This window comes from Citricoccus sp. GCM10030269 (assembly GCF_042665635.1).
Lineage (GTDB): Bacteria > Actinomycetota > Actinomycetes > Actinomycetales > Micrococcaceae > Citricoccus.
The window spans coordinates 23,485-44,467 of sequence record NZ_JBHTCV010000006.1 but is presented as its reverse complement, the minus strand read 5'-3'; the positions used below and the strand labels follow the sequence as shown (position 1 = coordinate 44,467).

General features: G+C 66.1%; 16 protein-coding genes and 1 tRNA gene. 8 read left to right on the top strand and 9 right to left on the bottom strand.

From position 1 onward, the window contains the following. The 4 genes from ACFQQD_RS13235 to ACFQQD_RS13220 are packed head-to-tail and all read left to right on the top strand — an operon-like array spanning window position 1 to window position 4,804. On the top strand, window positions 1-1,539 hold the full coding sequence (locus tag ACFQQD_RS13235; RefSeq protein WP_378090227.1) for a tripartite tricarboxylate transporter permease: 1,539 nt from the start codon (window positions 1-3) through the stop codon (window positions 1,537-1,539). Continuing rightward, entirely contained in the window at window positions 1,540-2,604 is a 1,065-nt protein-coding gene (locus tag ACFQQD_RS13230; RefSeq protein WP_378090224.1) for an MBL fold metallo-hydrolase, read from the top strand. Between the two features lie 59 nt (window positions 2,605-2,663). Continuing rightward, window positions 2,664-4,127, top strand: a complete 1,464-nt coding sequence (locus ACFQQD_RS13225) for an alanine/glycine:cation symporter family protein (protein WP_378090222.1) — start codon at window positions 2,664-2,666, stop codon at window positions 4,125-4,127. Window positions 4,128-4,162: 35 nt separating this feature from the next. After that, the gene (locus ACFQQD_RS13220) at window positions 4,163-4,804 is read left to right on the top strand and encodes a M23 family metallopeptidase (RefSeq protein WP_378090220.1); all 642 of its coding nucleotides are present in this window, start codon (window positions 4,163-4,165) and stop codon (window positions 4,802-4,804) included. A gap of 39 nt (window positions 4,805-4,843) precedes the next feature. On the opposite strand, the gene ACFQQD_RS13215 is transcribed toward ACFQQD_RS13220, so the two are convergent. The 4 genes from ACFQQD_RS13215 to ACFQQD_RS13200 all read right to left on the bottom strand — a co-directional run bounded on the left by ACFQQD_RS13215 (window position 4,844) and on the right by ACFQQD_RS13200 (window position 9,891). Beyond that, on the bottom strand, window positions 4,844-5,290 hold the full coding sequence (locus ACFQQD_RS13215; RefSeq protein WP_378090218.1) for a hypothetical protein: 447 nt from the start codon (window positions 5,288-5,290) through the stop codon (window positions 4,844-4,846). Between the two features lie 19 nt (window positions 5,291-5,309). Beyond that, complete coding sequence (locus ACFQQD_RS13210; protein ID WP_378090216.1) at window positions 5,310-6,932, bottom strand: fatty acyl-CoA synthetase; 1,623 nt, start codon at window positions 6,930-6,932, stop codon at window positions 5,310-5,312. Between the two features lie 120 nt (window positions 6,933-7,052). Further along, window positions 7,053-8,210 carry an acetyl-CoA C-acetyltransferase gene (locus tag ACFQQD_RS13205; protein ID WP_378090214.1) on the bottom strand — a complete coding sequence of 386 codons (1,158 nt, stop codon included), beginning with the start codon at window positions 8,208-8,210 and terminating at the stop codon, window positions 7,053-7,055. Between the two features lie 358 nt (window positions 8,211-8,568). Continuing rightward, the gene (locus ACFQQD_RS13200) at window positions 8,569-9,891 is read right to left on the bottom strand and encodes a cytochrome P450 (RefSeq protein ID WP_378090212.1); all 1,323 of its coding nucleotides are present in this window, start codon (window positions 9,889-9,891) and stop codon (window positions 8,569-8,571) included. Window positions 9,892-10,059: 168 nt separating this feature from the next. On the opposite strand from ACFQQD_RS13200, the gene ACFQQD_RS13195 reads away from it, so the two are divergent. Further along, window positions 10,060-10,674 (top strand): hypothetical protein, encoded by a 615-nt coding sequence (locus ACFQQD_RS13195; RefSeq protein ID WP_378090210.1) that lies wholly within the window; start codon window positions 10,060-10,062, stop codon window positions 10,672-10,674. Window positions 10,675-10,797: 123 nt separating this feature from the next. Here ACFQQD_RS13195 and ACFQQD_RS13190 read toward each other — a convergent pair whose 3' ends face one another. Next, window positions 10,798-14,484: a proline dehydrogenase family protein gene (locus ACFQQD_RS13190; protein ID WP_378090208.1), complete on the bottom strand. Its 3,687-nt coding sequence runs from the start codon at window positions 14,482-14,484 to the stop codon at window positions 10,798-10,800. A 222-nt stretch (window positions 14,485-14,706) separates the two neighbouring features. Between ACFQQD_RS13190 and ACFQQD_RS13185 the strand changes: the two genes are divergently transcribed. Continuing rightward, window positions 14,707-15,795: a cation diffusion facilitator family transporter gene (locus ACFQQD_RS13185; RefSeq protein WP_378090206.1), complete on the top strand. Its 1,089-nt coding sequence runs from the start codon at window positions 14,707-14,709 to the stop codon at window positions 15,793-15,795. A gap of 86 nt (window positions 15,796-15,881) precedes the next feature. On the opposite strand, the gene ACFQQD_RS13180 is transcribed toward ACFQQD_RS13185, so the two are convergent. The 3 genes from ACFQQD_RS13180 to ACFQQD_RS13170 all read right to left on the bottom strand — a co-directional run bounded on the left by ACFQQD_RS13180 (window position 15,882) and on the right by ACFQQD_RS13170 (window position 17,904). After that, window positions 15,882-16,211 (bottom strand): D-alanyl-D-alanine carboxypeptidase family protein, encoded by a 330-nt coding sequence (locus ACFQQD_RS13180; RefSeq protein ID WP_378090204.1) that lies wholly within the window; start codon window positions 16,209-16,211, stop codon window positions 15,882-15,884. 109 nt (window positions 16,212-16,320) lie between these two features. Continuing rightward, entirely contained in the window at window positions 16,321-17,565 is a 1,245-nt protein-coding gene (locus ACFQQD_RS13175; RefSeq protein WP_378090202.1) for a Fic family protein, read from the bottom strand. Window positions 17,566-17,831: 266 nt separating this feature from the next. Then, window positions 17,832-17,904: transfer RNA gene (locus ACFQQD_RS13170), tRNA-Ala, on the bottom strand. A 512-nt stretch (window positions 17,905-18,416) separates the two neighbouring features. On the opposite strand from ACFQQD_RS13170, the gene ACFQQD_RS13165 reads away from it, so the two are divergent. Both ACFQQD_RS13165 and ACFQQD_RS13160 read left to right on the top strand, forming a co-directional pair. Then, the gene (locus ACFQQD_RS13165) at window positions 18,417-20,153 is read left to right on the top strand and encodes a sodium:solute symporter family protein (protein WP_378090200.1); all 1,737 of its coding nucleotides are present in this window, start codon (window positions 18,417-18,419) and stop codon (window positions 20,151-20,153) included. A gap of 51 nt (window positions 20,154-20,204) precedes the next feature. Beyond that, entirely contained in the window at window positions 20,205-20,333 is a 129-nt protein-coding gene (locus ACFQQD_RS13160) for a putative transporter small subunit (RefSeq protein WP_378090198.1), read from the top strand. Window positions 20,334-20,472: 139 nt separating this feature from the next. Here ACFQQD_RS13160 and ACFQQD_RS13155 read toward each other — a convergent pair whose 3' ends face one another. Next, window positions 20,473-20,973 (bottom strand): DUF456 domain-containing protein, encoded by a 501-nt coding sequence (locus ACFQQD_RS13155; protein ID WP_378090196.1) that lies wholly within the window; start codon window positions 20,971-20,973, stop codon window positions 20,473-20,475. Window positions 20,974-20,983: the final 10 nt, after the last annotated feature.

Below are 20,983 nucleotides of genomic sequence, written 5' to 3'. Positions count from 1 at the left end.
ATGCAGAACATGCTCCATGGCTTCAGCGTCGCCCTGGAACCGCAGAACCTGATGTTCTGCCTCCTCGGCGTGGTGCTGGGCACCGTGATCGGCATGCTGCCGGGGATGGGATCGGCGTCCGGCGTGGCGGTCATGCTGCCGCTGACCCTGACCCTGGACCCGGTGACCGCGCTGATCATGCTGGCCGGTCTCTACTACGGCACCGAATACGGCTCCACCATCAGCGCCGTGCTGATCAGTACCCCGGGAGACGGGGCCGCGCTGGTGACGGTGATCGACGGACATCAGATGGCCTTGAAGGGCAAAGCCGGTCAAGCTCTGGCCATCGCCGCCATCTCCTCCTTCGTGGCCGGCACCATCTCGGTGGTCTTCCTCAGCGTGCTCGCGCCGTTCTTCGCGGCGATCTCCCTGAACTTCGGTCCACCGGAGATGTTCGCGCTGATGGTCCTCGGCCTGCTCACGGTCGGCGGCATCGTCGGCAAGAACCCGGTCAAGGGCATTCTGATGGCGGTGGTCGGGGCGATGATCGCCATGGTCGGCATCGACTCGCAGACCTCGACGCTGCGCTTTGCCTTCGACCGCTCGGAACTGTACTCCGGGGTGAGTCTGGTGGCCGTCGTCGTGGGTATTGTGGCTCTGGCCGAGCTGGCCACTCAGGGGGCGGCCGGCCAGATGAAGCCGATCCGCACGCGCTTTCGGGACATGATCCTGTCCCGGAAGGACCTGCGCAAGGCCAGCGGCTCCATCGGCCGCGGCGGACTGCTCGGGTTCATCATCGGGATCCTGCCCGGTGCCGGTCCGACGCTCGCGACGTTCTTCACCTACGGCGTGGAACAGCGGATCGCCAAGGACAAGTCCCAGTTCGGCCACGGTGACATCCGCGGTGTGGCCGCCCCGGAGGCCTCCAACAACGCCGCCGTCAACGGTGCCTTCATCCCCACCCTGACCATGGGCATCCCCGGATCAGCGACGACGGCCATCCTGTTGGGTGCCTTCATCCTGTTCGACATCCAGCCCGGCCCCCAGCTCTTCGAGCAGCAGGGCGAGCTGGTGTGGGGGCTGATCGCCTCGTTCTATGTGGGCAACATCCTGCTGTTGGCCCTGAACCTGCCACTGGCGCCCGTGTTCGCCTCGGTGCTGCGCATCAAGTACACCTACCTGTACCCGGTGGTGCTGGTGGTGGCGATCGTGGCGGCCTATGCGGTCTCCTCCCGGATGTTCGACGCCTTCCTGGCGATCGGGCTGGCCGTGTTCGGGGTGTTTATGAAGAAGCTCGATTACCCCGTGGCGCCCCTGGTGCTGGGCTTGGTGCTCGGCGGGATGGTCGAGGGAGAGCTGCGGCGGTCGCTGGCCATCGGCGACGGTTCGCTGGTCATCTTCCTGGACCGGCCGATCGCAATGGGTCTGATGGCCCTGGCCGTGCTGCTCGTGGTGGGGCCGCAGATCATCCGCGCCATCCGCCGTCGTTCGCGGGCGGGCCGGTTGGAGCAGCCGGCCGACGACGCACAGCGCGAGGCCAAGAGCGAGGTGGACGCGTAGATGGCGGAGGTGATGGGGATGCGGGTCATTGCCCTCGGCACCGCCGGTGGTCCGCGATTCTGGCGAACCACGGAGCGGTCCGGCATTGCCACGGCGATCGTGGTGGACGACGGGTTCTACCTGGTCGACTGCGGCCAGGGCGTCGGCCGTCAAGTGGTCCGGGCCGGGCTGGATCTCGGTCAGCTCAAGGGCATCTTCATCACCCACCTCCACTCGGATCACACGGTGGACCTCAACGGCGTCATGCTGTTCTCGCTGGCGTCACTGCAGCACCGCCGCGGTCACCCGGTGCCGATCATCGGTCCCGGCGACCGCGGGATGCTGCCGCCGGTATCCCCTCGGGCGGAGACGGTTCCCGAGCCGTTCCACCCCGCCCAACCGACGCCGGGGACCGCGGCGATGGTCCAGAAGTTGATGGAGGCCCACGCCACGGACATCAATGACCGGGTGCTCGATGCCCTGCGGCCCAGTCCCCTCGAGATCTTCCGGGCGCAGGACATCGAGCTTCCGGCCGGCGTCGGGTTCCACCCGAACGAGAACCCGGCCCCGGAGATGGAGCCGTTCGAGGTGCTCCGGGACGAGGCCGTCGTCGTGAAGGCGGTGTTGGTGCGCCACCCGCCGCTGGCGCCGGCTTTCGCGTTCCGGTTCGATGTCCGGGCCGATTCTGTGGACGACGCCGGTTCCGGCGCCAACGAAAGCGCCGACGGTGGTGCCGTGGTCATCTCCGGGGACACCGCCTATACCGACAACCTGGTGCGACTGGCCGACGGCGCCGGACTGCTGCTGCACGAGGCGCTGGACTTCGCGTTCATGGAGCGGCAGTACCGGGAGCGCCCGGATGCCACCTCGCGGGCGTCATTGGAGCATCATCACAAGTCGCACAGTTCCGTGGCCGATGCGATCCGCGTCGCCGAGCAGGCTCGTGTGCCACGGCTGGCCCTGCACCACCTCGTTCCCGGGACCGTGGATCGGCAGCACTGGCTGGACGCCGGGACGGGTTTCGCGGGAGAACTCCTGGTGCCGGATGATCTTGACGAGTTGGAGTGCGGGCGCTCTGCCGACTGAGATCCGCTAAATTCCGCTCAAATCCCCGGTGATCAGGCTTCGTTCATTACCCTGAGGTAATGCAAGAGTTCATGGACTCCCTGGCCGACCAGATTCTGGCGTTCAACGACCAGTACTGGTACCTCGTTATCGCGCTGCTGGTGATCGCCGGCGTTTACTTCTCCGCGCGGACCTTCCTGGTGCAGGTGCGCTTCCTGCCCGAGATGTTCCGCAGCATCTTGGAGCGCCCCGGCGGTGACAACTCCGATCACGGCGTCTCGGCCTTCCGGGCGTTCACCGTCTCGGCGGCCTCCCGTGTGGGCACCGGCAACGTCGCCGGCGTCGCACTGGCCATCAGCATCGGCGGTCCGGGCGCGGTGTTCTGGATGTGGCTGCTGGCCCTGATGGGCGGAGCCACGGCCTTCGTGGAGTCCTCCCTGGCTCAGCTGTACAAGGAGCGCGGCAAGAACAGCTTCGTCGGCGGTCCGGCCTATTACATCCGCAACGGCCTGCGGCAACCGTGGCTGGCCGCGATCTTCGCCGTGGTCATCACCATCACCTACGGCTTCGTGTTCAACGCGGTGCAGTCCAACTCCATCAGCGACTCCGCCCAGGGCAACTTCGGTGGTTCCCCCACCGTGGCCGTGGTGACCGGCGCCGTCGTCGCGCTGTTGACCGCCGCGGTGATCTTCGGCGGCATCCGCCGGCTCTCCGCCGTCACCAACGTGATCGTCCCGGTGATGGCGACCTGCTACATCGTGCTCGCTCTGGTGGTCGTGGTCATCAACATCACTGAGGTTCCGGCCATGATCGCTCAGATCGTCGGGCATGCCCTCGGTTTCGAGCAGATCACCGGTGCCGCCTTCGGCGCGGCGCTGATGCAGGGCATGCGCCGCGGACTGTTCTCCAATGAGGCCGGTATGGGTTCGGTGCCGAACGCCGCGGCCACTGCCGCCGTCTCGCACCCGGCCAAGCAGGGCCTGACGCAGGCGCTCGGCGTCTACTTCGACACCATCATCGTCTGCTCGGCCACCGCCTTCATCATCCTGCTCTCCAACCCGCAGTTCGGCTCCGAGAACGTGGAGGGTGTCTCCCTGACGCAGTCCGCTTTGCAGGCTCAGGTGGGCAACTGGGTCGGGCCGTTCCTCACCGCCGTGATCTTCTTCTTGGCGTGGTCCTCGATCTTGGGCAACTACTACTACGGAGAGTCCAACATCGAGTTCCTGGCCGGCCGGAAGGCTCGCCCCTTCATCATGAGCTACCGCGTACTCGTGGTGGTGTGCGTGTTCGCCGGCGCCCTCGGCTCGGTCGCGCTCATCTGGAACATCGCCGACCTGTTCATGGGCTTCATGGCCACCATCAACCTGATCGCCATCATCCCGCTGGGTGGTCTCGCTGTGAAACTACTCAAGGACTACAGCGACCAGCGCAAGGCCGGCGTGGACCCCGTGTTCCGCTCCTCCAACCTGCCCGAGGCCAAGGGAGTCACCCTGTGGCGCGAGGGCGAGACCGAAGCGATGCGCGTGGTGAACCCGCAGCAGTAGGCGGGTGCCGGGTACCCGGTACCCGGCACCGAAGCGTGAGGGGTAGGGCTATCAGTACCTTCATCGACCTGGTCTATCCGTTCGCGGGCCGCTGGCTCGTCCAGAACAGCCCGGCGAACCGGGTTCCCAGCCACGGGACTCGCTTGCTCGCCACGTCCTACGCCATCGACTTCGTACCGGTCACTGACACCGGACGCACCGCGCCGATGACTCTCGGCTCGCTCCTGCGACCCGAGCCCTCCAACCGGTTCTCCGGCTTCGATCGCCCGATCCTGGCACCCATTGGAGGCGTCGTCATCGCCGCGCACGACCACGAGCCCGATCATCCCGCCTATCGCGGAGTGCCCTCGATCCGTTACGCACTCACCCAGCACCGCCGAGCCGCGGCAGGCTGGACAGCGCTGGCCGGGAACCACGTCCTGATCGAAAGCAGCGGCACCATCGTCGCGCTCTGCCACCTGCGGCAGGGCAGCATCCGGGTTCACCCAGGCCAGCAGGTGCAGGCCGGAGACATGCTCGGTGGTTGCGGGAACTCCGGCAATAGCACCGAACCCCACGTCCACGTTCAGGCGATGGACCATCGCGACCCCGAGCGCGCCCACGCCATCCCTCTGACGTTCGCCGGGGTTCTGCCGACCAATGGGGAGACCGTCCACGCAGGAGAATCCCGCGACTGAGTCGACGAGAACCGCATACGCCGGCCGCTCAGGACCGGGTTACTTTGGGGCCTCCCACAGAGTGCCGGTCTCCTCGTACCACTGCGAGAGCACCGCAGCGGCGCGCGCGTCGGCCCGACAGGTCGACATGGGCACCTGCCCGAAAGCCCTACGCGGCAACGGGTCCCGGCACAGATGCGCGGTACGCTCACTGTCCCAGTCGAGGTACACGATCCACCCGTCCTCGTGGGCAATGTTCCGCACGACGCCCACCGCGCAGATGTCCTGGCGCTGGGACAGGTAGGCCCAGATCACGTCACCCGGTCGCATCGTGCGGAATCCACTGTTCAGACACCACCGGTCGATCGGCTGGGACTGTCCGATGGCCTTCCAGACTCCGGTGGCGTCATACCGCTCGCGCCAGTCCGCGGGCTGGTGTTCTGCGTGGGCAGCCGGGTTGATGGGAAGCAACCAGTGCGTGGGCTCGGAGCCGTCAGCGGTCCTCATGGGAGAGCGACTCCTCTCATCAGCCCTCCGGGGTCCGTTCGGCCCGCAACTGCCGCTTGAGCAGCTTGCCGGACTGGTTGCGCGGCAGCTCGGCCACGAAGTCCACCCGCTTGGGCACCTTGAAGTCGGCGATCCGAGATTTCACGTGCGTCCGCACCGTCTCGGCCGTCAGTTCGGCGCCCTCCTTGAGCACGACGACGGCCGTCACCGCCTCGACCCAGCGCTCGTCCGGCAGCCCCACCACCGCGACCTCCGCGACCTGTTCGAGCTCGTAGATGCAGTCCTCGACCTCGCGCGGGGCGACCAGCACGCCACCGGTGTTGATGACGTCCTTGATCCGGTCCACGATCTGCAGGTAACCCTGCTGGTCCTGGGTCGCCTGGTCGCCCGACTTGAACCAGCCGTCGTCGAAGGCTTCTGATGTGGCCTCCGGCTTGTTCCAGTAGCCGCTCATCAGTTGTGGCGACCGGTACTGGACTTCGCCGGGCTCGCCGGGTTCGGCGAGCGTGCCCTCAGCGGTGACGACCCGGGTCTCCACGAACAGCACCGGACGGCCGCACGACGCCGGACGGGCCGCATGCTCTTCCGGACGCAGCACGGTGCACAGTGGGGCCATCTCGGATTGGCCGAAACAGTTGTAGAAGCCCAGCTGCGGGAACCGATCGCGGAGGCGCTGCAGCACGGTCACCGGCATGATGGAGGCGCCATATTGGGCCTTGGCCAGCGACGACAGGTCCCGAGTATCCAGGTCCGGGTGGCCGGACAGCGGGACCCAGACGGTGGGTGCGAGGAACAGGGAACCGATGTGCTCGGCCTCCACCCGTTCCAGCACCGCGGCCACGTCGGGTTTGGGCAGCAGCCGGATGGTCGCGCCCAGCGCCAGATACGGGAGTAAGAACGCGTGCATGGCTGCCGAGTGGTAGAGCGGCATGCAGATCAGCGGGCGGTCCTCTTCCGTCAGATCCAGGGCGACGATCGCGGAGACGTATTCGGCGGTCAGCGCCCGGTGAGACATCATCGCGCCCTTCGGGGCAGAGGTGGTGCCCGAGGTGTAGAGCAGTTGGACCAGGTCGGCGTCGCCGATGGGCAGGTCCAAGGGCGTGCCGGGGGCCGACTCATCGAGGGCGGTGTCCAGCAGCGTCAGACCGGCAGTCTCCGCTCCTGCACCGGCACCTGTACCGGCAACGGCGGTCTCCGCGCCGGCGTCGGGAAAGAAGGTCCAGAGATGCCGCACCTGTGCGGCACCGCCCTGGTCCACGACCTCGCGAATCCGCGGCAGCAGCTCCGGGTTCGCGACGAGCAGCTCGGCACCGGAGTCCTCGAGGATGTAGGCCAGTTCCTCGCCCTTGAGCGCGAAGTTGACCGGCACGTGCACGTAGCCGGCCGTGGCGCAGGCCAGGAACAGAATCGCGTAGGCGTCGGAGTTCAGCCCGTAGGCGGCCACGCGGGCGCCGTCGGGCAGGCCGGTGTCCCGCAGGCGGTGCGCCACGCGGTGCACTGCCCGATCCAGCTCGGCGTAGGTCCACTGGCGATCCTCGAACTTCACCGCGACGTTGCAGTGGTTGCGGGACACGGTGCGGGCGAGCAGGGAGCCGAGGGTGTTCGCGCCGGCCCGAGCCATCGTGGAGTCAAGAGTGGTCATGGAGTGGTCCTCCCGGAAGATGTGCCCTCTTCCTCACCTCTCTCCTCGTTTTGCGGGCAGAACGAACCGGTCCGTTCTGCCCGCAAAACGCGAAGTCGGCGGGTGGGGTGAGGGACGAGGTTAGAGGCGTTCGATGATGGTGACGTTGGCCTGGCCGCCGCCTTCGCACATGGTCTGCAGCCCGTACCGTCCCTGGCGGCGTTCCAGTTCGTGCAGCAGCGAGGTCATCAGCCTGGCGCCGGTGGCCCCGATCGGGTGGCCCAGGGCGATCGCCCCGCCGTTGACGTTGACCTTCTCCGGGTCGGCTCCGGTCTCGGTGAACCACGCCAGCACGACGGCGGCGAAGGCCTCGTTGATCTCGACCAGGTCGAGGTCGTCCAGGCTCAGGCCGGTCTTCTCGAGCGCGTACCGGGTTGCCGGGATCGGTGCCGAGAGCATCATGATCGGGTCAGCGCCGCGGGCTGAGATGTGGTGAATGCGGGCGCGGGGTGTCAGGCCATGCCGTTCCACCGCGGCCGGTGAAGCGATCAGCAAAGCGGCGGCGCCGTCGGACATCTGAGACGCGCTGGCGGCGGTGTGCAATCCGCCGGGGACGATCGGGTCCAGGGACGCCATCTTCTCCAGGTTCGGTTCGCGCGGGCCCTCGTCCTCGGTGACTGCCTCCGCGCCGGGCACGGGGATGATCTCGCGCTCAAAGTGACCGGCAGCGCGGGCGGCCAGGGCACGCTCATGCGAGCGGACCGCGAAGGACTCCAGCTCGTGACGGCTGAAGCCCCACCGTTCGGCCATCATCTCGGCCCCGCGGAACTGCGAGATCTCCTCATCCCCATAGCGCTGCGCCCAGCCCTGCGATCCGGTGAAGGGATCGGGGAAGCCGAGGTCGGCGGCGGCACGGTTGGCGTGCGAGAGCGGAATGGCGGACATCGACTGCACTCCCCCGGCGATGACCAGGTCCGACGTCCCGCTCATCACGGCCTGGGCGGCGTAGTGGACGGCCTGCTGCCCGGATCCGCACTGCCGATCCAGGGTGGTGCCCGGCACGGCCTCCGATCCGCCAGCGGCCAGCCACGCGTTGCGGGCGATGTCCATGGCCTGCGGACCGAGTTGGTCGATGCAGCCGAGGATGGCCTCGTCGTAGAGCTCGCTGTCCACCCCGGTCCGCTCGATCAACGCCCGCAGTGGAGTGGCCGCCAGGTCCAGCGGATGCACCTCGGCGAGGCCCTTGCGGTACCGGCCCACGGGAGTGCGGACGGCGTCGATGATGTAGGCCTCGCTCATGATGGTCCTTTCGGTGGCATGTCGGTCTATGCAGGTCGGGAATGCTGACGCGATCACAGCACGTGACGGGCCGCTGCAGACGCCGAAATGTACTGACTAGTAGCATTCCCCAGCCGATGTGGTGTTGTCCAGATCACATGCGGACAGCCCGACGGCGGCCGGGCGGGCAGTCGCGGCCGGCCGGCTTGGCTTACTCGGCTTACTTGGCCCGGGCGCAGAATTCGCGTCGATCCTGACCGCTCGCAGTCATCATGACTGCGAGCGGTCAGGATCGGTGCGAATTGCCTCGTGGTGGTCTGGTGGTGGCCTAGAGGTGGCGAGCTGTTGCGCGAGAGTCAGGGCGAGAACAGCAATCCGCTCATACGGGCCGGACGGAGAATCGCGAGGAGAACGGGCTCAGCGTGCCGGGAAGCGGATCGGTGTTCAGGGGCTTCTGCGCCGTGAACTCGCGCCGGCGCAGCAGTTCGCCCAGCACCATGCTGGACGTCAGCAAGACGACGTTGCGTCCCGGGCACATTCCGGGGCCGCCACTGAAGGGCACGAGGGGCCAGTCGGTGTCGTCCCGATCCCGCAGCCACAGCTCGGGGCTGAAGCGGTGGGCCTCGGGCAGGGTCTCATCGTCGCGGTGGAAGAACGGCGCGTAGATGACCAGCGACGTGCCGGCCGGCAGAACCCCATTGCGCCAGCGCGTTTCGACGGTGCTGTCCCTCAGGATTAGCGGAGTGGTCGGCCACAGCCGCAGCGACTCCAAGACGGTGGCCCGCAGGAAGGGCAGATCTGGCGCCTGTGCCATCTCCGTTCGTGCCATCTCGGCAGCCTCTGGGTGCGCGGTGAGCAGCGACAGCGCCCGGAACGTCGCCCACGCCTCGGCGTCGAAGGCGAACAGCCACTGCGGGATTTGTTGGTGCGGAGCGATGTCGTCCGCCGTTTCGGCCTGCGCGACCATGGCCGCCAAACTGCCGGGCTCAGCCAGCTCGATGTAGTCCTGAAGGCGACCCAGGAAACGCTCACGTAGACCACGGTTCTGCGGCATGAAGTAGGAGAGGTTGGCGCGTTCGCGGAGGCGTCGGAGGTCGTCGGTGACCTGCTCGTCGTCACGGGCGCTGGTGCCGAGGACGATGCGCCTGACCATGCGCCCCCACATCACCGCGAAGGCGTCCCAGTCCAGGACTCCGGCGAAGTCCGCATGGCCCAACAACGCCGAGACCTCTTCGGTGACGGCGGCCGTCATCGCCTGGGCATGGCTGTGGATTGGACGCGCCGTCTCCAGGATCTGTTCGTTGAAGGGCCGGCGGGACGCTCGCCGCTCAGAGGACGAGACGAGGGAGCTTTTCGGCTCGAAGTGGTTCAGGGCGCCGCGCTTCTCGAGCGAGGCGGGCGAGAAGGTGCCGGGGGTCTCGTTGAGGACGCGGTGCACGTCCTCGGGATCGAGCAACAGTGCGACGCGGCGGCCGGCCACCCGGAGCTGGACCGGGCCGGCTCCGTAGCGCGCCCGCACCCGTTGCATCTCGGCCACGCCCCAGGAATCGGCGTCGAACCGTTCGGCCAGGCCCACCGCTTTCGGCCGGCGCACGATGGGACCTTTGATCACCGGGCCTAGTAGGACTCGGGACAGCACACGGGCGTGATCCGCCGGTCCGATGACCGGCACGGCACTCTGGGGCGACGCGGCAGCGGGCATGCGTCCAGACTTCCATGAGGGCACCGCGCCGACAAGACCGGCCCGGCGTAGGCACACGCGGTCCGGACTGTCAGGCGGTCCGGGAGAATCCCCGCAAACGTCTAGCCACTGACCTGCTCACCAGGCATTCTGGGAACGCCACCCGACGAGACCTTTGGAGAGCGATTCATGAACCGCATCGAGAATCTCATCAAACACAGCTTTGATGCGACAGCGAAGTTGCACGACGAAACGTCCAATGATTTCCATCAGCACATCCTGCGGGTGTGGTGGCGTCACGCGCTGCTGGAAGGGGCGGGAAAGATCGACGAGATCACCGATGAGACGATGATGGCCGACCACCCCGTCTACCACGTCAATTGGGGAAACACCGCTGCCGTCATTGACGGAAAGCAAGCCGTGATCGACTTCTATCGGAACGCCGCGACCGACGTGATCATGTTCCACACCGACAACTTGATCGCCGTGGCAGATTGGGGCGTCGCGGACGAACTCACCTTCCACTACGTCGGGACCGGCAAAGCGCTGGCAACGCTCGGATACGAGACCCCCGATCCCGAGCAGTACTACGACCTGTCATCACGACAAGTCTTCCTGTGGCCCTTTGACGAACGCGCACGAGTCAAGGGCGAAAACCTCTACGAGGACAAGACGAGCATCACGTTCGAAGAAGTCGATGAGAGCGAATTGATCACTCCGGAGCGTTCAGTCGAGTTGAATCTCCAGGCACTTGACGACCTGGAGAAGCGCCTCGGGCCCGAGTACTGGATCTACCGCCCCTAACCCGTAACGTCGAACCCCGCCCGGCGAGAGTTCGCACCGATCCTGACCGCTCGCGGTCATTATGACTGCGAGCGGTCAGGATCAGCACGAATTGCGGGAAATGAAGTAGCCAGTAGACAGTGGCTAGCTTGTCAACTCCTCTGCCAGCTCATGGAAGCGGCGGCTCGGGTTGCCGAAGCGGTGCAGGGTCATGGAGATGGACTGCTCCTTGAGCCAATAGCGCAGCTCCACGCGGCCTGAGGCGGTCACCGTGTCATCGAGCAGGGCCACTTCGGGTCGCGGAGCGGCCACTTCCCGAACCGATTCCGGCAGCGTCCCGAGCACTCGAACCCGGATGCCGGCGGAGGGCCCCCGGGTGGAGTGGGCGGCGCCGCGATCGTGGTCACCGGCCACGACGGCCCGAGCGAAGGCGTCGTCGTTCTCCTTGACGGGCTTGAGCCGCAGCTCGGCGGCGAGCGCCTTGAGCACCTTCCGCGTGGGACGCGGCGCCTTCGGGTGCACGGACACCTCCACGTCGGCACCTAGGACGGCGGCCGCGGCCAGTGTCCGCGCTACCTCACGGGCGGGTGCGTCGGCACCGACGCGCAGCAAGACGTCCTGAGGCAGGTACCGGAAGATGTTGGCCTCCGAGGACAGGCCCGTCTTGTCGCTACCGTGGCCGAATTCCCGCTCCCACCACTGGGCGTCATCCGCCACCGCGAGACGAACCCACGCGAGGTCGTCGTCGCTGAGCAGACCCTTGTCCTGCACCGCACTGAGCAGCCGGGCGGCGTCGCCCGTCAACGAACCGGTCGCGGCGTCAACCCCGGCACCAACACCCGAACGGCCCGCAGCACCAACAGCACCAACAGCACCAACAGCACCAACAGCACCAACCGGAGCATCGTTCGACCACTGACCGAACTGCATCAGGTAGTTCGGTCCGCCGGCCTTGGAGCCGAGCCCCACGGACGACTTCTTCCAGCCGCCGAACGGCTGCCGCTGCACAATCGCGCCGGTGATGCCACGGTTCACGTAGGCATTGCCCACCTGTACCTGCTCCAGCCACTGCTCCACCTCGGAGGTCTCCAGCGAGTGAATGCCGCCGGTGAGCCCATACTCCACGGCGTTCTGCAGTGTGATCGCCTCGTCCAGGTCCTTGGCCTCCATCAGCCCGAGGACGGGGCCGAAGACCTCGGTCAAGTGGAAGAAGCTTCCGGGCTTGATGCCGGTCTTGATCCCGGGGCTCCATAGCCGGCCGGTGTCGTCCAGCTGCTGCGGTTCCAGCAGCCAGGACTCCCCCGGCTCAAGGGTGGTCAGGGCGCGCTGAAGCTTGTCGCTCGGCAACTCGGTCAGCGGGCCGACGGTCGCCAAGAGGTTCTGCGGCCAATCGACCACCAGCGAGGACGCCGCATCCACCAACTGGCGGCGGAACCGCTCGGAGGTCGCAACCGACCCCACCAGGATGCCCAGGCTCGCGGCCGAGCACTTCTGCCCGGCATGGCCGAACGCGGAGTAGACCAGGTCCGCGACGGCCAGGTCCCGGTCCGCCGCCGGGGTGATCACCATGGCGTCTTTGCCGGAGGTCTCCGCGTTGATGTTCAGGTCCGGCTTCCAGGAACGGAACAGCGCGGCCGTCTCGGAGGCACCAGTGAGAATCACGCGGTCCACCCCGTCATGCGCGATCAGCTTCTGCGCGGCCTCCCGCTCATCCGGGTAGATGCCGAACAACACATCGCGGGGGACACCGCCGTCCCAGAGGCACTCCAACAGCGCCATCGAGCAGTGCGGCGTCGGCTTCGACGGCTTATGAATCACGGCTGCACCCACGGCCAGGGCGGCCACGGTGCCACCGGTGGGAATCGCCAGCGGGAAGTTCCACGGCGGCGTGACCATCACCAGACGGTCCGGGGAGAAGCGCGCGTGGTCCACCTGCTCCAGCTCGAGCGCCCGATGCGCGTAATAGCGGATGAAGTCGATCGCCTCGGAGACCTCCGGATCAGACTGCGCCACCGACTTGCCCACCTCGGCCGCAGCGATCGAGGCCAGGTGGCCACGGCGGGAGGACATGATGTCGGCAGCGCGGTAAAGGATACGGGCCCGCTCCAAAGCCGGTCGTGCAGCCCACTGCTCGGCGGCCGAGCGGGCACGCGCCACGAAGGCGTCGACGTCGTCGGCGGCCAGCTGCTCGGGCACGGCCTGACGCTCCAGCCATTCCGGAGTGGCCCGCTCCACGACCTGCTCCGCCCACCGCTGATTCGCCTCCAGCGCCGGATTGGTGTCCGGTTCGTTGCGGAACTCCGGCACCTCATCCGTCAACTCGTCGGGATCCTCGTCTTCCTCCGCATCCTCGGCGACCCCGGATACCCCCACCTGCAGTTCGCGGCCGAGCCGTTCTTCCTGCAAGCGGTCCTGCTGGTGCCGAGCGGCAGGCGGGGTCTCGCCGTCGTGCTCCAGGGTGTCGGCCAGCAACGCCACCGAACTGCGGAAGCGCGACTCCTCGCGATGGAAAACCTCCGAGCCAGGCTCGAGATCGAAGATTCCGGACATGAAGTTCTCGCTCGCCGCGTTCTCCTCCAGCCGGCGGACCAGATACGAGATCGCGACGTCGAACTCCGCCGGGCGCACGGCCGGCACATACAGCAGCAGATCCCCGACGTCGGCGCTGACGGCATCGGCCTGTTCGGTCGCCATGCCCTGGAGCATCTCGAATTCGAGGCGCTCGGAGACGCCGCGTTCGACGCCGAGTAGGTGCGCGAAGGCGATGTCGAAGAGATTGTGGCCGGCGACGCCAAGACGCACGCCCTTCATCCGGTCCTGGGTGAGCAGCCAGTGCAGCACCCGCTTGTAGTTGGCGTCCGTGGCCTTCTTCGACTCCCAGGTGGCGACCGGCCAGTCGTGGACGTCTCCGTGAACGTGCTCCAGGGCCAGGTTGGCGCCCTTGACGAGCCGGACCTTGATGCCGGCACCACCCTCGGCGACCCGCTGGTTGGCGAACTCGGTGAGCTCCTGCATGGCGGCCAGGGCATCCGGCAGGTAGGCCTGCAGCACGATGCCGGCCTCATAGTTCTTCGTTTCGGGCAGCGAGAGCAGGCGCTTGAACACGGCGATGGTCAGGCGCAGATCGCGGTACTCCTCCATGTCCAGGTTGACGAACTTGGAGCCGGCCGGGGCGTTCGCCGCTTCGATATAGAGAGGGACAAGACGGTTGACCACGTAGTCGACGGTCTCTTCGAAGCCCCACATGGAGATCTGCGAGGCGATGGACGAGGCCTTGATGGAGACGTAGTCCACGTCATCCCGGCGCAGCAGCCGGAGGGTGTCCTCGAGGTGCTTGTCCGCCTCCTCCTCACCGAGGACGGCCTCGCCGAGGAGATTGATGTTGAGGCGATGCCCGTCCTTCTTCATCCGGGAGACCGCGCGGCCAAACGGCTTGTCCCGAGCGTCCACGACCATGTGGCTCACCATCGATCGCATCCGGGTGCGGGCCGCCGGAACCACCACATGGGGCAGCAGCGTGCCGAGCTTGGAGCCGGCCTGGATCTGCGCGCGGTCTAGTTTGGAGAGTGTGTCCGGAGCGAGCTCACCCAGCTCGGACAGGGCCTCCGCGGCTGCTTTCGGATCCTCGGTGCGGATGACCCGGTCCACGAACTCCACCGTGAAGTCGAGTCCGCGCGGGTCGGACAGGAGGGCGGAAAGCCGCTCGGCGGAGGCGTGGGGTTTCACTCCGGAGCGTTGGGTGGCCTCGAGCCAGCGGGATACCTTCTCGACGGCGGCGTCCGCCAGTCGTTCGAGGTCCCCGGAGATGTCGGCGTGGGCTTCAGTAGTCATGGATTCAGTGTGCGTCGCCGGCATCCCGCTGTGAACGGCGAGACCTCGATCACCGAACAACATGAGTCAAAAAGGTCACACCATGGACGGGTTGAACTCGCCGACACCTCCGGGATCCCGTGGCAGGTTGCGCCTGCCCCCCCTAGAGAGCCGTCGCCAAGGATTCGAGCTGACAGGTCATGATGCCGTGACCGGCCAGCCTGTCCGGCGCACAATGGACCCGTGAACACGGAGAACACGCGCACCGAGTCCCCAGAGTCCGCGAACGCCCCCGAGCCACCACAGCCCAACACCAGCACCCCGCCCGGGGGCATCGAGAATGCCGACGCGGGCGACACGGGTCAACAGGGTGGCGGCGGCGAGAGCGGACTCACCGTCCTGATCGCCTTCTGCGCGAACCTGGTGATCGCCGTCGCGAAGACCATCGTGTCCGTGCTGACGGGATCGGCGTCGATGCTCGCAGAGGCCGCTCACTCCTGGGCGGACACCGGCAACCAGGTGTTCCTGATGATCGGCGAGCGCCGCTCTCGGCGCGCCCCGGATCGTTCCCACCCACTGGGATACGGGCGCGCGGGGTACGTGTGGTCGATGTTCGCCGCCATCGGCCTGTTCGCCGTCGGCGCGGGGGTGTCCGTCTGGCACGGCATCCAGGAGCTCGGTGCCGAGAGCGAGGAGACCTCGTACACCTGGGCCTACATCGTGCTCGCCATGGCGTTCGTGTTCGAGGGGGTCTCCTTCATCCAGGCCACCAGGCAGGCGGTCCGCGGAGCCAAGAAGCGCGGCGTCAAACCCCTGAAGTACATCCAGACGACCTCCGATCCGATGCTGCGGGCAGTCTTCTCCGAGGACTTCTGCGCACTGTTGGGCGTCCTGATCGCAGCGGCGGGCATCGCCCTGCACCAGATCACCGGACAGGCGATGTGGGATGCGGTCGGTTCAATCCTGGTGGGCCTGTTGCTCGGAGTCGTCGCCGTGTTGTTGATCAAGCGCAACAGCGACTTCCTCTCCGGCGAAGGCGGCTCTCCCCTGGCCCGTCACGAGATCCTGGACCGACTCGTGAACCACCCCGACATCGAGGCCGTCAGCTTCCTGCACACCGAGTGGGTCGGCGCCAACCGGCTGTTCATCGTGGCTTCCGTGGATATCACTGGCGATGCACGCGAATCCGAGTTGCAGACCAGAATCCAGGCGATCGAGGACGAGCTGGAGCGTCATCCGGTGGTGATGCGAGCCGTACTCACTCTGACTCGGCCGGGAGACACCCAGCGTCTGGGCCCGGAGCCGCTGCCGGACTGGTACAGCGCGCGGTGAGCGACCCGTGAGCGACCGAACCCAGATCACCTGAACCCACATCGCTGACCCACACCCACCACTTTTGTCCGGAAAGTGAGGAGGGGTCACTGTTGCAGTCGCGGGTCGTCAGCGGGGTCGGCGTATCGCGGAGGGCACCCGTTGTCGATGGCCTCGGCCCTGAGCTCGTAGTGCCAGGACTCGTTGCCGTAGATCTGGCAGAGCCCATAGTCGTCACCGCGTTGGGCCATCCAGGAGATCGCGTCATACGTCGCGATATCGACGGCGTCGCCCGAGACATGCGACGATGTCTCCGCCGTGGCCACCCACTGGGCAGCTTTGGCCTCGGATCCGTAGTCGTCGATCCCTTCCGCGAAAAGGTAGCTCTGATACTCCGGGGAGCGCCATCCGCTGTAGGCTCCGCTGTGAAGCGCCACGGCCGACTTTTGTTGGCCATGGACCCGGATCAAACGCCACCGGCCTGACACGGCATGATGGGCACCATCGCTGATTTCAGCAGTCCAGCACCGGTGCTCGAACCGACGGTCAAACTCCGATGAGTCCCTCTGAGATGAGATGGCGCTCAACCGCCGGGGTGAGGAGTCTGGCTCGGCCTTCCTCGATCCGCAGCACGAGCGACTCCGTTTCATCCAAGACATCTCCGGCGGCCCATGCTTGATCTCGCCTTCCGCGGCCAACGAATCGAAGTACACCAGCATCCTCTAGCCGAGAGATCGCCGACGTGGCTGCCGTCCTGGACACGCCAAGCCGATCCACCACGGTCTCAATGGTCAGCAAGGGCGCGTCGAGCAGGTCGTCGATCATCCTCTCGACGGCCGATCCGCCTCGAGCCGGGGCGCTCTCGCGCCAGGTCGAGGGCAACGAGCTCAGGGTCTCCGCCGATGCAGCGGCCTCCTCGCACGCCAGCACCGCACAGCGGCACAGGTACTGAACGAATAACCCGGCATATCCCTGCCGGTACACGTTGATCAACGAGAAGTACCACTGCCTGCGAGCAGCGAAGGCCGAGGCGAGGGGGATGATGGCCGCTCCGGTGGTTCCCCGGAAGCGCAGCTCAGCATTGATCAGTGCGCGGCCGATACGCCCGTTGCCATCCGTGAACGGGTGGATGGACTCGAACTGGGCGTGAGCCAGGGCCGCTTGGGCCATCACGGGCAGGTCCCGCCTATTGCAGAATGCCACCAGGTCGTCCATGAGTTCGGGCACCCGCTCTGGGGCCGGCGGGACGTGAATCGCATTCCTGGGGGTGTAGTCAGATCCGCCGATCCAGTTCTGCACGGTCCGCAGTTTCCCGGCGTACTCGGCATCTATCTTGTCTTCACGCATCAGGGAGTAGTGCGAGGCGAGCAAGGACTGGAGATCGACAATCCCGGTGTTGGCGACCGAGTTGATCAGCAATGAGATCGCCTCTGCAGCAGCCACGGTCGTCCGAGCGTCCTCGTTGGCTTTGATTCCCAGGCTGGCCCGGGCCAGATCAATCTGGGATGCCTGGACCCGCTCGATCTTCGAGGACGACTGGGCCTCGTTGCGCAGCAAGAATCCAGTGAGCGGCGCGAGGACCTGACCGGCGGTCGCGTCCAACCTCACCACAGCGGCCACAGCCTCATCCGACAGGGCACTCGTCTCAGCGCCCTGGGGCCAATCCAGGCCCGCGATAAAGGGCGGAATGGTGGCCTGGTACTCCGAGAAGATGCGGTCCTCTTTGGGACCACGACCCTGGCTGCTCCAAGGGAGTGTCTCAGTTGAGTGTCCCGGCCAATCGGTCTGCAAGGCGACTCCTCAGGTGGCATAGTGGAGCGCTAATGACAGGTTAGATCCATAACCTGTCATTACGCGTAGCTCATGACAGGTTACAGGCATTCAGTAATCCGAGGGGATGGACTTCCCTGCGACAGCTTGCTCCGGGATGTGCCCGACGTCGGCCCGGATCAGCCACCATAACCGGCCGCCTATGTCCTCAGCCCACTAAAAAAGCAATCCCGAATCCAGAAATTCTGGGTTCGGGATTGCCTTGATCGATAATAAAAAACTAAAAGTGGAGCCTAGGGGAATCGAACCCCTGACCTTTTCATTGCGAACGAAACGCTCTACCAACTGAGCTAAGGCCCCGCGGTGCCTGGCTGACGCCGGAACACGCTCAGCCATCATACTCCGACGCCGGTCGACACTCGAATTCAGCCGCGTCACCACTGACCGTGCCGCCACCTGAGACATCGCCCGAGCGTCCGCCTGCGCTCTTGCCTGTGCCACCGCCTATTGGTGGTTTGCTCGTCACCGCGCGCCCCCGGCGCTCCACCCCCACACCACCGTCAGTTATATGACGTCCACCAAACAGGCGCCTGACCTGCGTGTTTATACATCACGCCCTAGGCCCAACTGGTATTGCAATCGCAACCGTGAGAAGCTTCAAATGCTGGCTACCTGGCTGGCACCGGTGTGTGTGAGCCCCACAGGGTGCGTGCAAGCGGCACGCAGACCCGCTAATCGGGCTCCCGCCGGTGGTGGTCTACAAGACCCACTGATGGCCGGGACCAGCAGCCCTTCGCGGTAGGCGAGTGACCCTCGCGCGCCGCGAACGAGGTCGTTGTCATTGTCATTTGTCGCCAACGGAAAGGGACGGGATGCCACCCGCTCAGGAAATCAACCAACTAGGAGTCATGGCAGTGGTGTTGCTGCTGATTCTCTTCTACGGCGGGACCATGTGGATGTCCGTGGCCATCGGCCGGAAGAAAGAGAACGCCGACGGCTACATGACCGCCGGCAACAACATCGGATTCGGCATCTCGGCGGCATCCATGACCGCCACGTGGATCTGGGCGTCGTCCATGTACGCCTCCGCCACCGCGGGCTACACCTACGGCATCTCCGGACCGATCCATTATGGGCTCTGGGGCGCCCTGATGATCCTCTTCATCTACCCCTTCGGTAAGCGCATCCGGAAGGTGGCGCCGAAGGCCCACACCCTGGCCGAGGTCATGTACGCCCGCCACGGCCGGTCCTCCCAGCTGATGCTGGCCGGCTCTAACGTGCTGGGCTCACTGATCTCCCTGACCTCCAACTTCATCGCCGGCGGCGCTCTCATCTCGATGCTCTCTCCGATCAGCTTCGGCGCGGGCATCGTGATCGTGGCGGCCGGCGTCCTGCTGTACACGCTGTGGTCGGGTTTCCGTGCGTCCGTGCTGACCGACTTCGTGCAGGTCGTGTTCATGCTCGGCGCCACCGTGGTCATCATCCCGGTGGTCTTCTTCGTGGCCGGCGGACCCGGGATGTTCGAGGCCGGCGTCGAGGCGGGCAACGTCACTGCGCAGCAGGGCAACTTCTTCTCCTCGGACGCGTTCATGAACCAGGGCGCTCCCTACATCGCAGCCGTGCTGGCCTACGCGATCGGCAACCAGACCATCGCCCAGCGCCTGTTCGCGGTGCGGGAGGACCTCATCAAGCCGACCTTCGTCACCGCGACCATCGGCTACGGCGGTTCGGTGATCGGCATCGGCATGATCGGCGTCATGGCCCTCTACTCGGGCCTGACGCCACTGGACGGGGACCTCAACGACCTCATCCCGCAGATGGCCGGCACGTATCTCGGCCCGATTCTGCTGGGCGTGGCGTTCCTGATGATCATCGGCGCCCTGTCCTCCACCGCCGACTCCGATCTCGCGGCCCTGTCCTCCATCGTCATGGCGGACGTCTACGGCCAGTCGGTCGGCAAGAAGAACGCCAAGCCGGCGACGATGCTCTGGGTCGGCCGCATCACCATGATCGTGGCCACGGCCGCGGCGCTGTACTTCGCCACGGCACAGTTCAGCATTCTGGACCTGTTGGTGTTCGTCGGCGCCCTCTGGGGTTGCCTGGTGTTCCCGGTCATCGCCTCGTTCTACTGGCCGAAGATCACCAACGCGGCCTTCACCGTCAGTGTGCTGGCCGCGCTCGTGGCGTTCCTGCCGGTCCGTTTCGAGTGGATCCCGACCACCGGAGCCTTCGGCTTCAGCATCAAGCTACTGGCCACCATCGGCATCGGTGTGGTGCTCGGCATCATGGCCTTCGGCTTCTTCGGTCTGCGTCCAGCGATCATCGTCGGCGTGGTGGCCACCGTGGTGGCGGCACCGTTCACGTTCCTGTTCCTGCGTGATTACACGGTGCTGTCGGCCTCGCTGGTCGCCTACGCGGTGTCCTTCGTGGTCTGCTACCTGATGTCCTTCCGGTCGAAGCAGAACTTCGACTTCGACACCATCAAGGACGTCACCGGTGACTTCGATCCGGACGCCTCGCTGGCCACCGAGACGGCTGCCTCCGCCCAGTCCCCGATCGATGCCGAACCGGCGACCGAGAGCGCCGTCGGCACGTCCAACCGCGATTGATCACTGCTCACCAGCAGCAGTGTCAGTACAGAACCTGAGAAAGGAAACACCATGACTATCGCTTTGACCGCGTACGTGCTGATGTGGCCCGTGATCGTGGCCCTCGTGCTGTTCTTCGTCGGCCGCGGCTTCATCCGCGACGTGTCGGAGTCCAAGAAAGCCGGTCGCCCCATCATCTGATCCGGCACCCACAACCCACGAACGACGGCGGCGCGTCACCTACCCCAGGTGACGCGCCGCCGTCGTTCCCCAGCCTCACATCCTCACTGCATCATCACTTTGCGGGCAGAACGAACCGGTTCGTTCTGCCCGCAAAAGGTCAGCGGTTGAGGAAGTGGACCAGGGTGCCGAGGGCGAAGGAGGAGGCGGCCAGCGAGGCGCAGCCGAACTCGACGAGGATGCCCAGGCCCATGGATTTCAGGGCCTCCCAGGAGGATGAGGCGGCGGCGCCGACGTCGCGGCGACGGGTCAGTTCAGCGGCGAACAGGCCGAGGGCGAAGCCGAGGAAAAGCCCCACCACGGGGATCACGAACATGCCGACAATGGCCCCGGCCACGCCGACGAGGACAGGCCCGTTCGGAATCTCCTCGCGTCGCATCTTCCGACCGGTGAGCACCGCCGAGGCACTCAGGCCGGCGATCGCCAACCCGGACCCGATGATCGCGGCTGTCCAGGCGGCGGGCGAACCGAGGATCCACGCCCAGCCGATGAGCGTGATCACGGCCAGGATGGAGCCGGGCAGGATCGGGATGATCGTGCCGAGCACGGCCACGATCAGCAGCAGTCCGGCGATAACGGTGGTGATGATCTGCGGGTCCACCAGTCCAGTA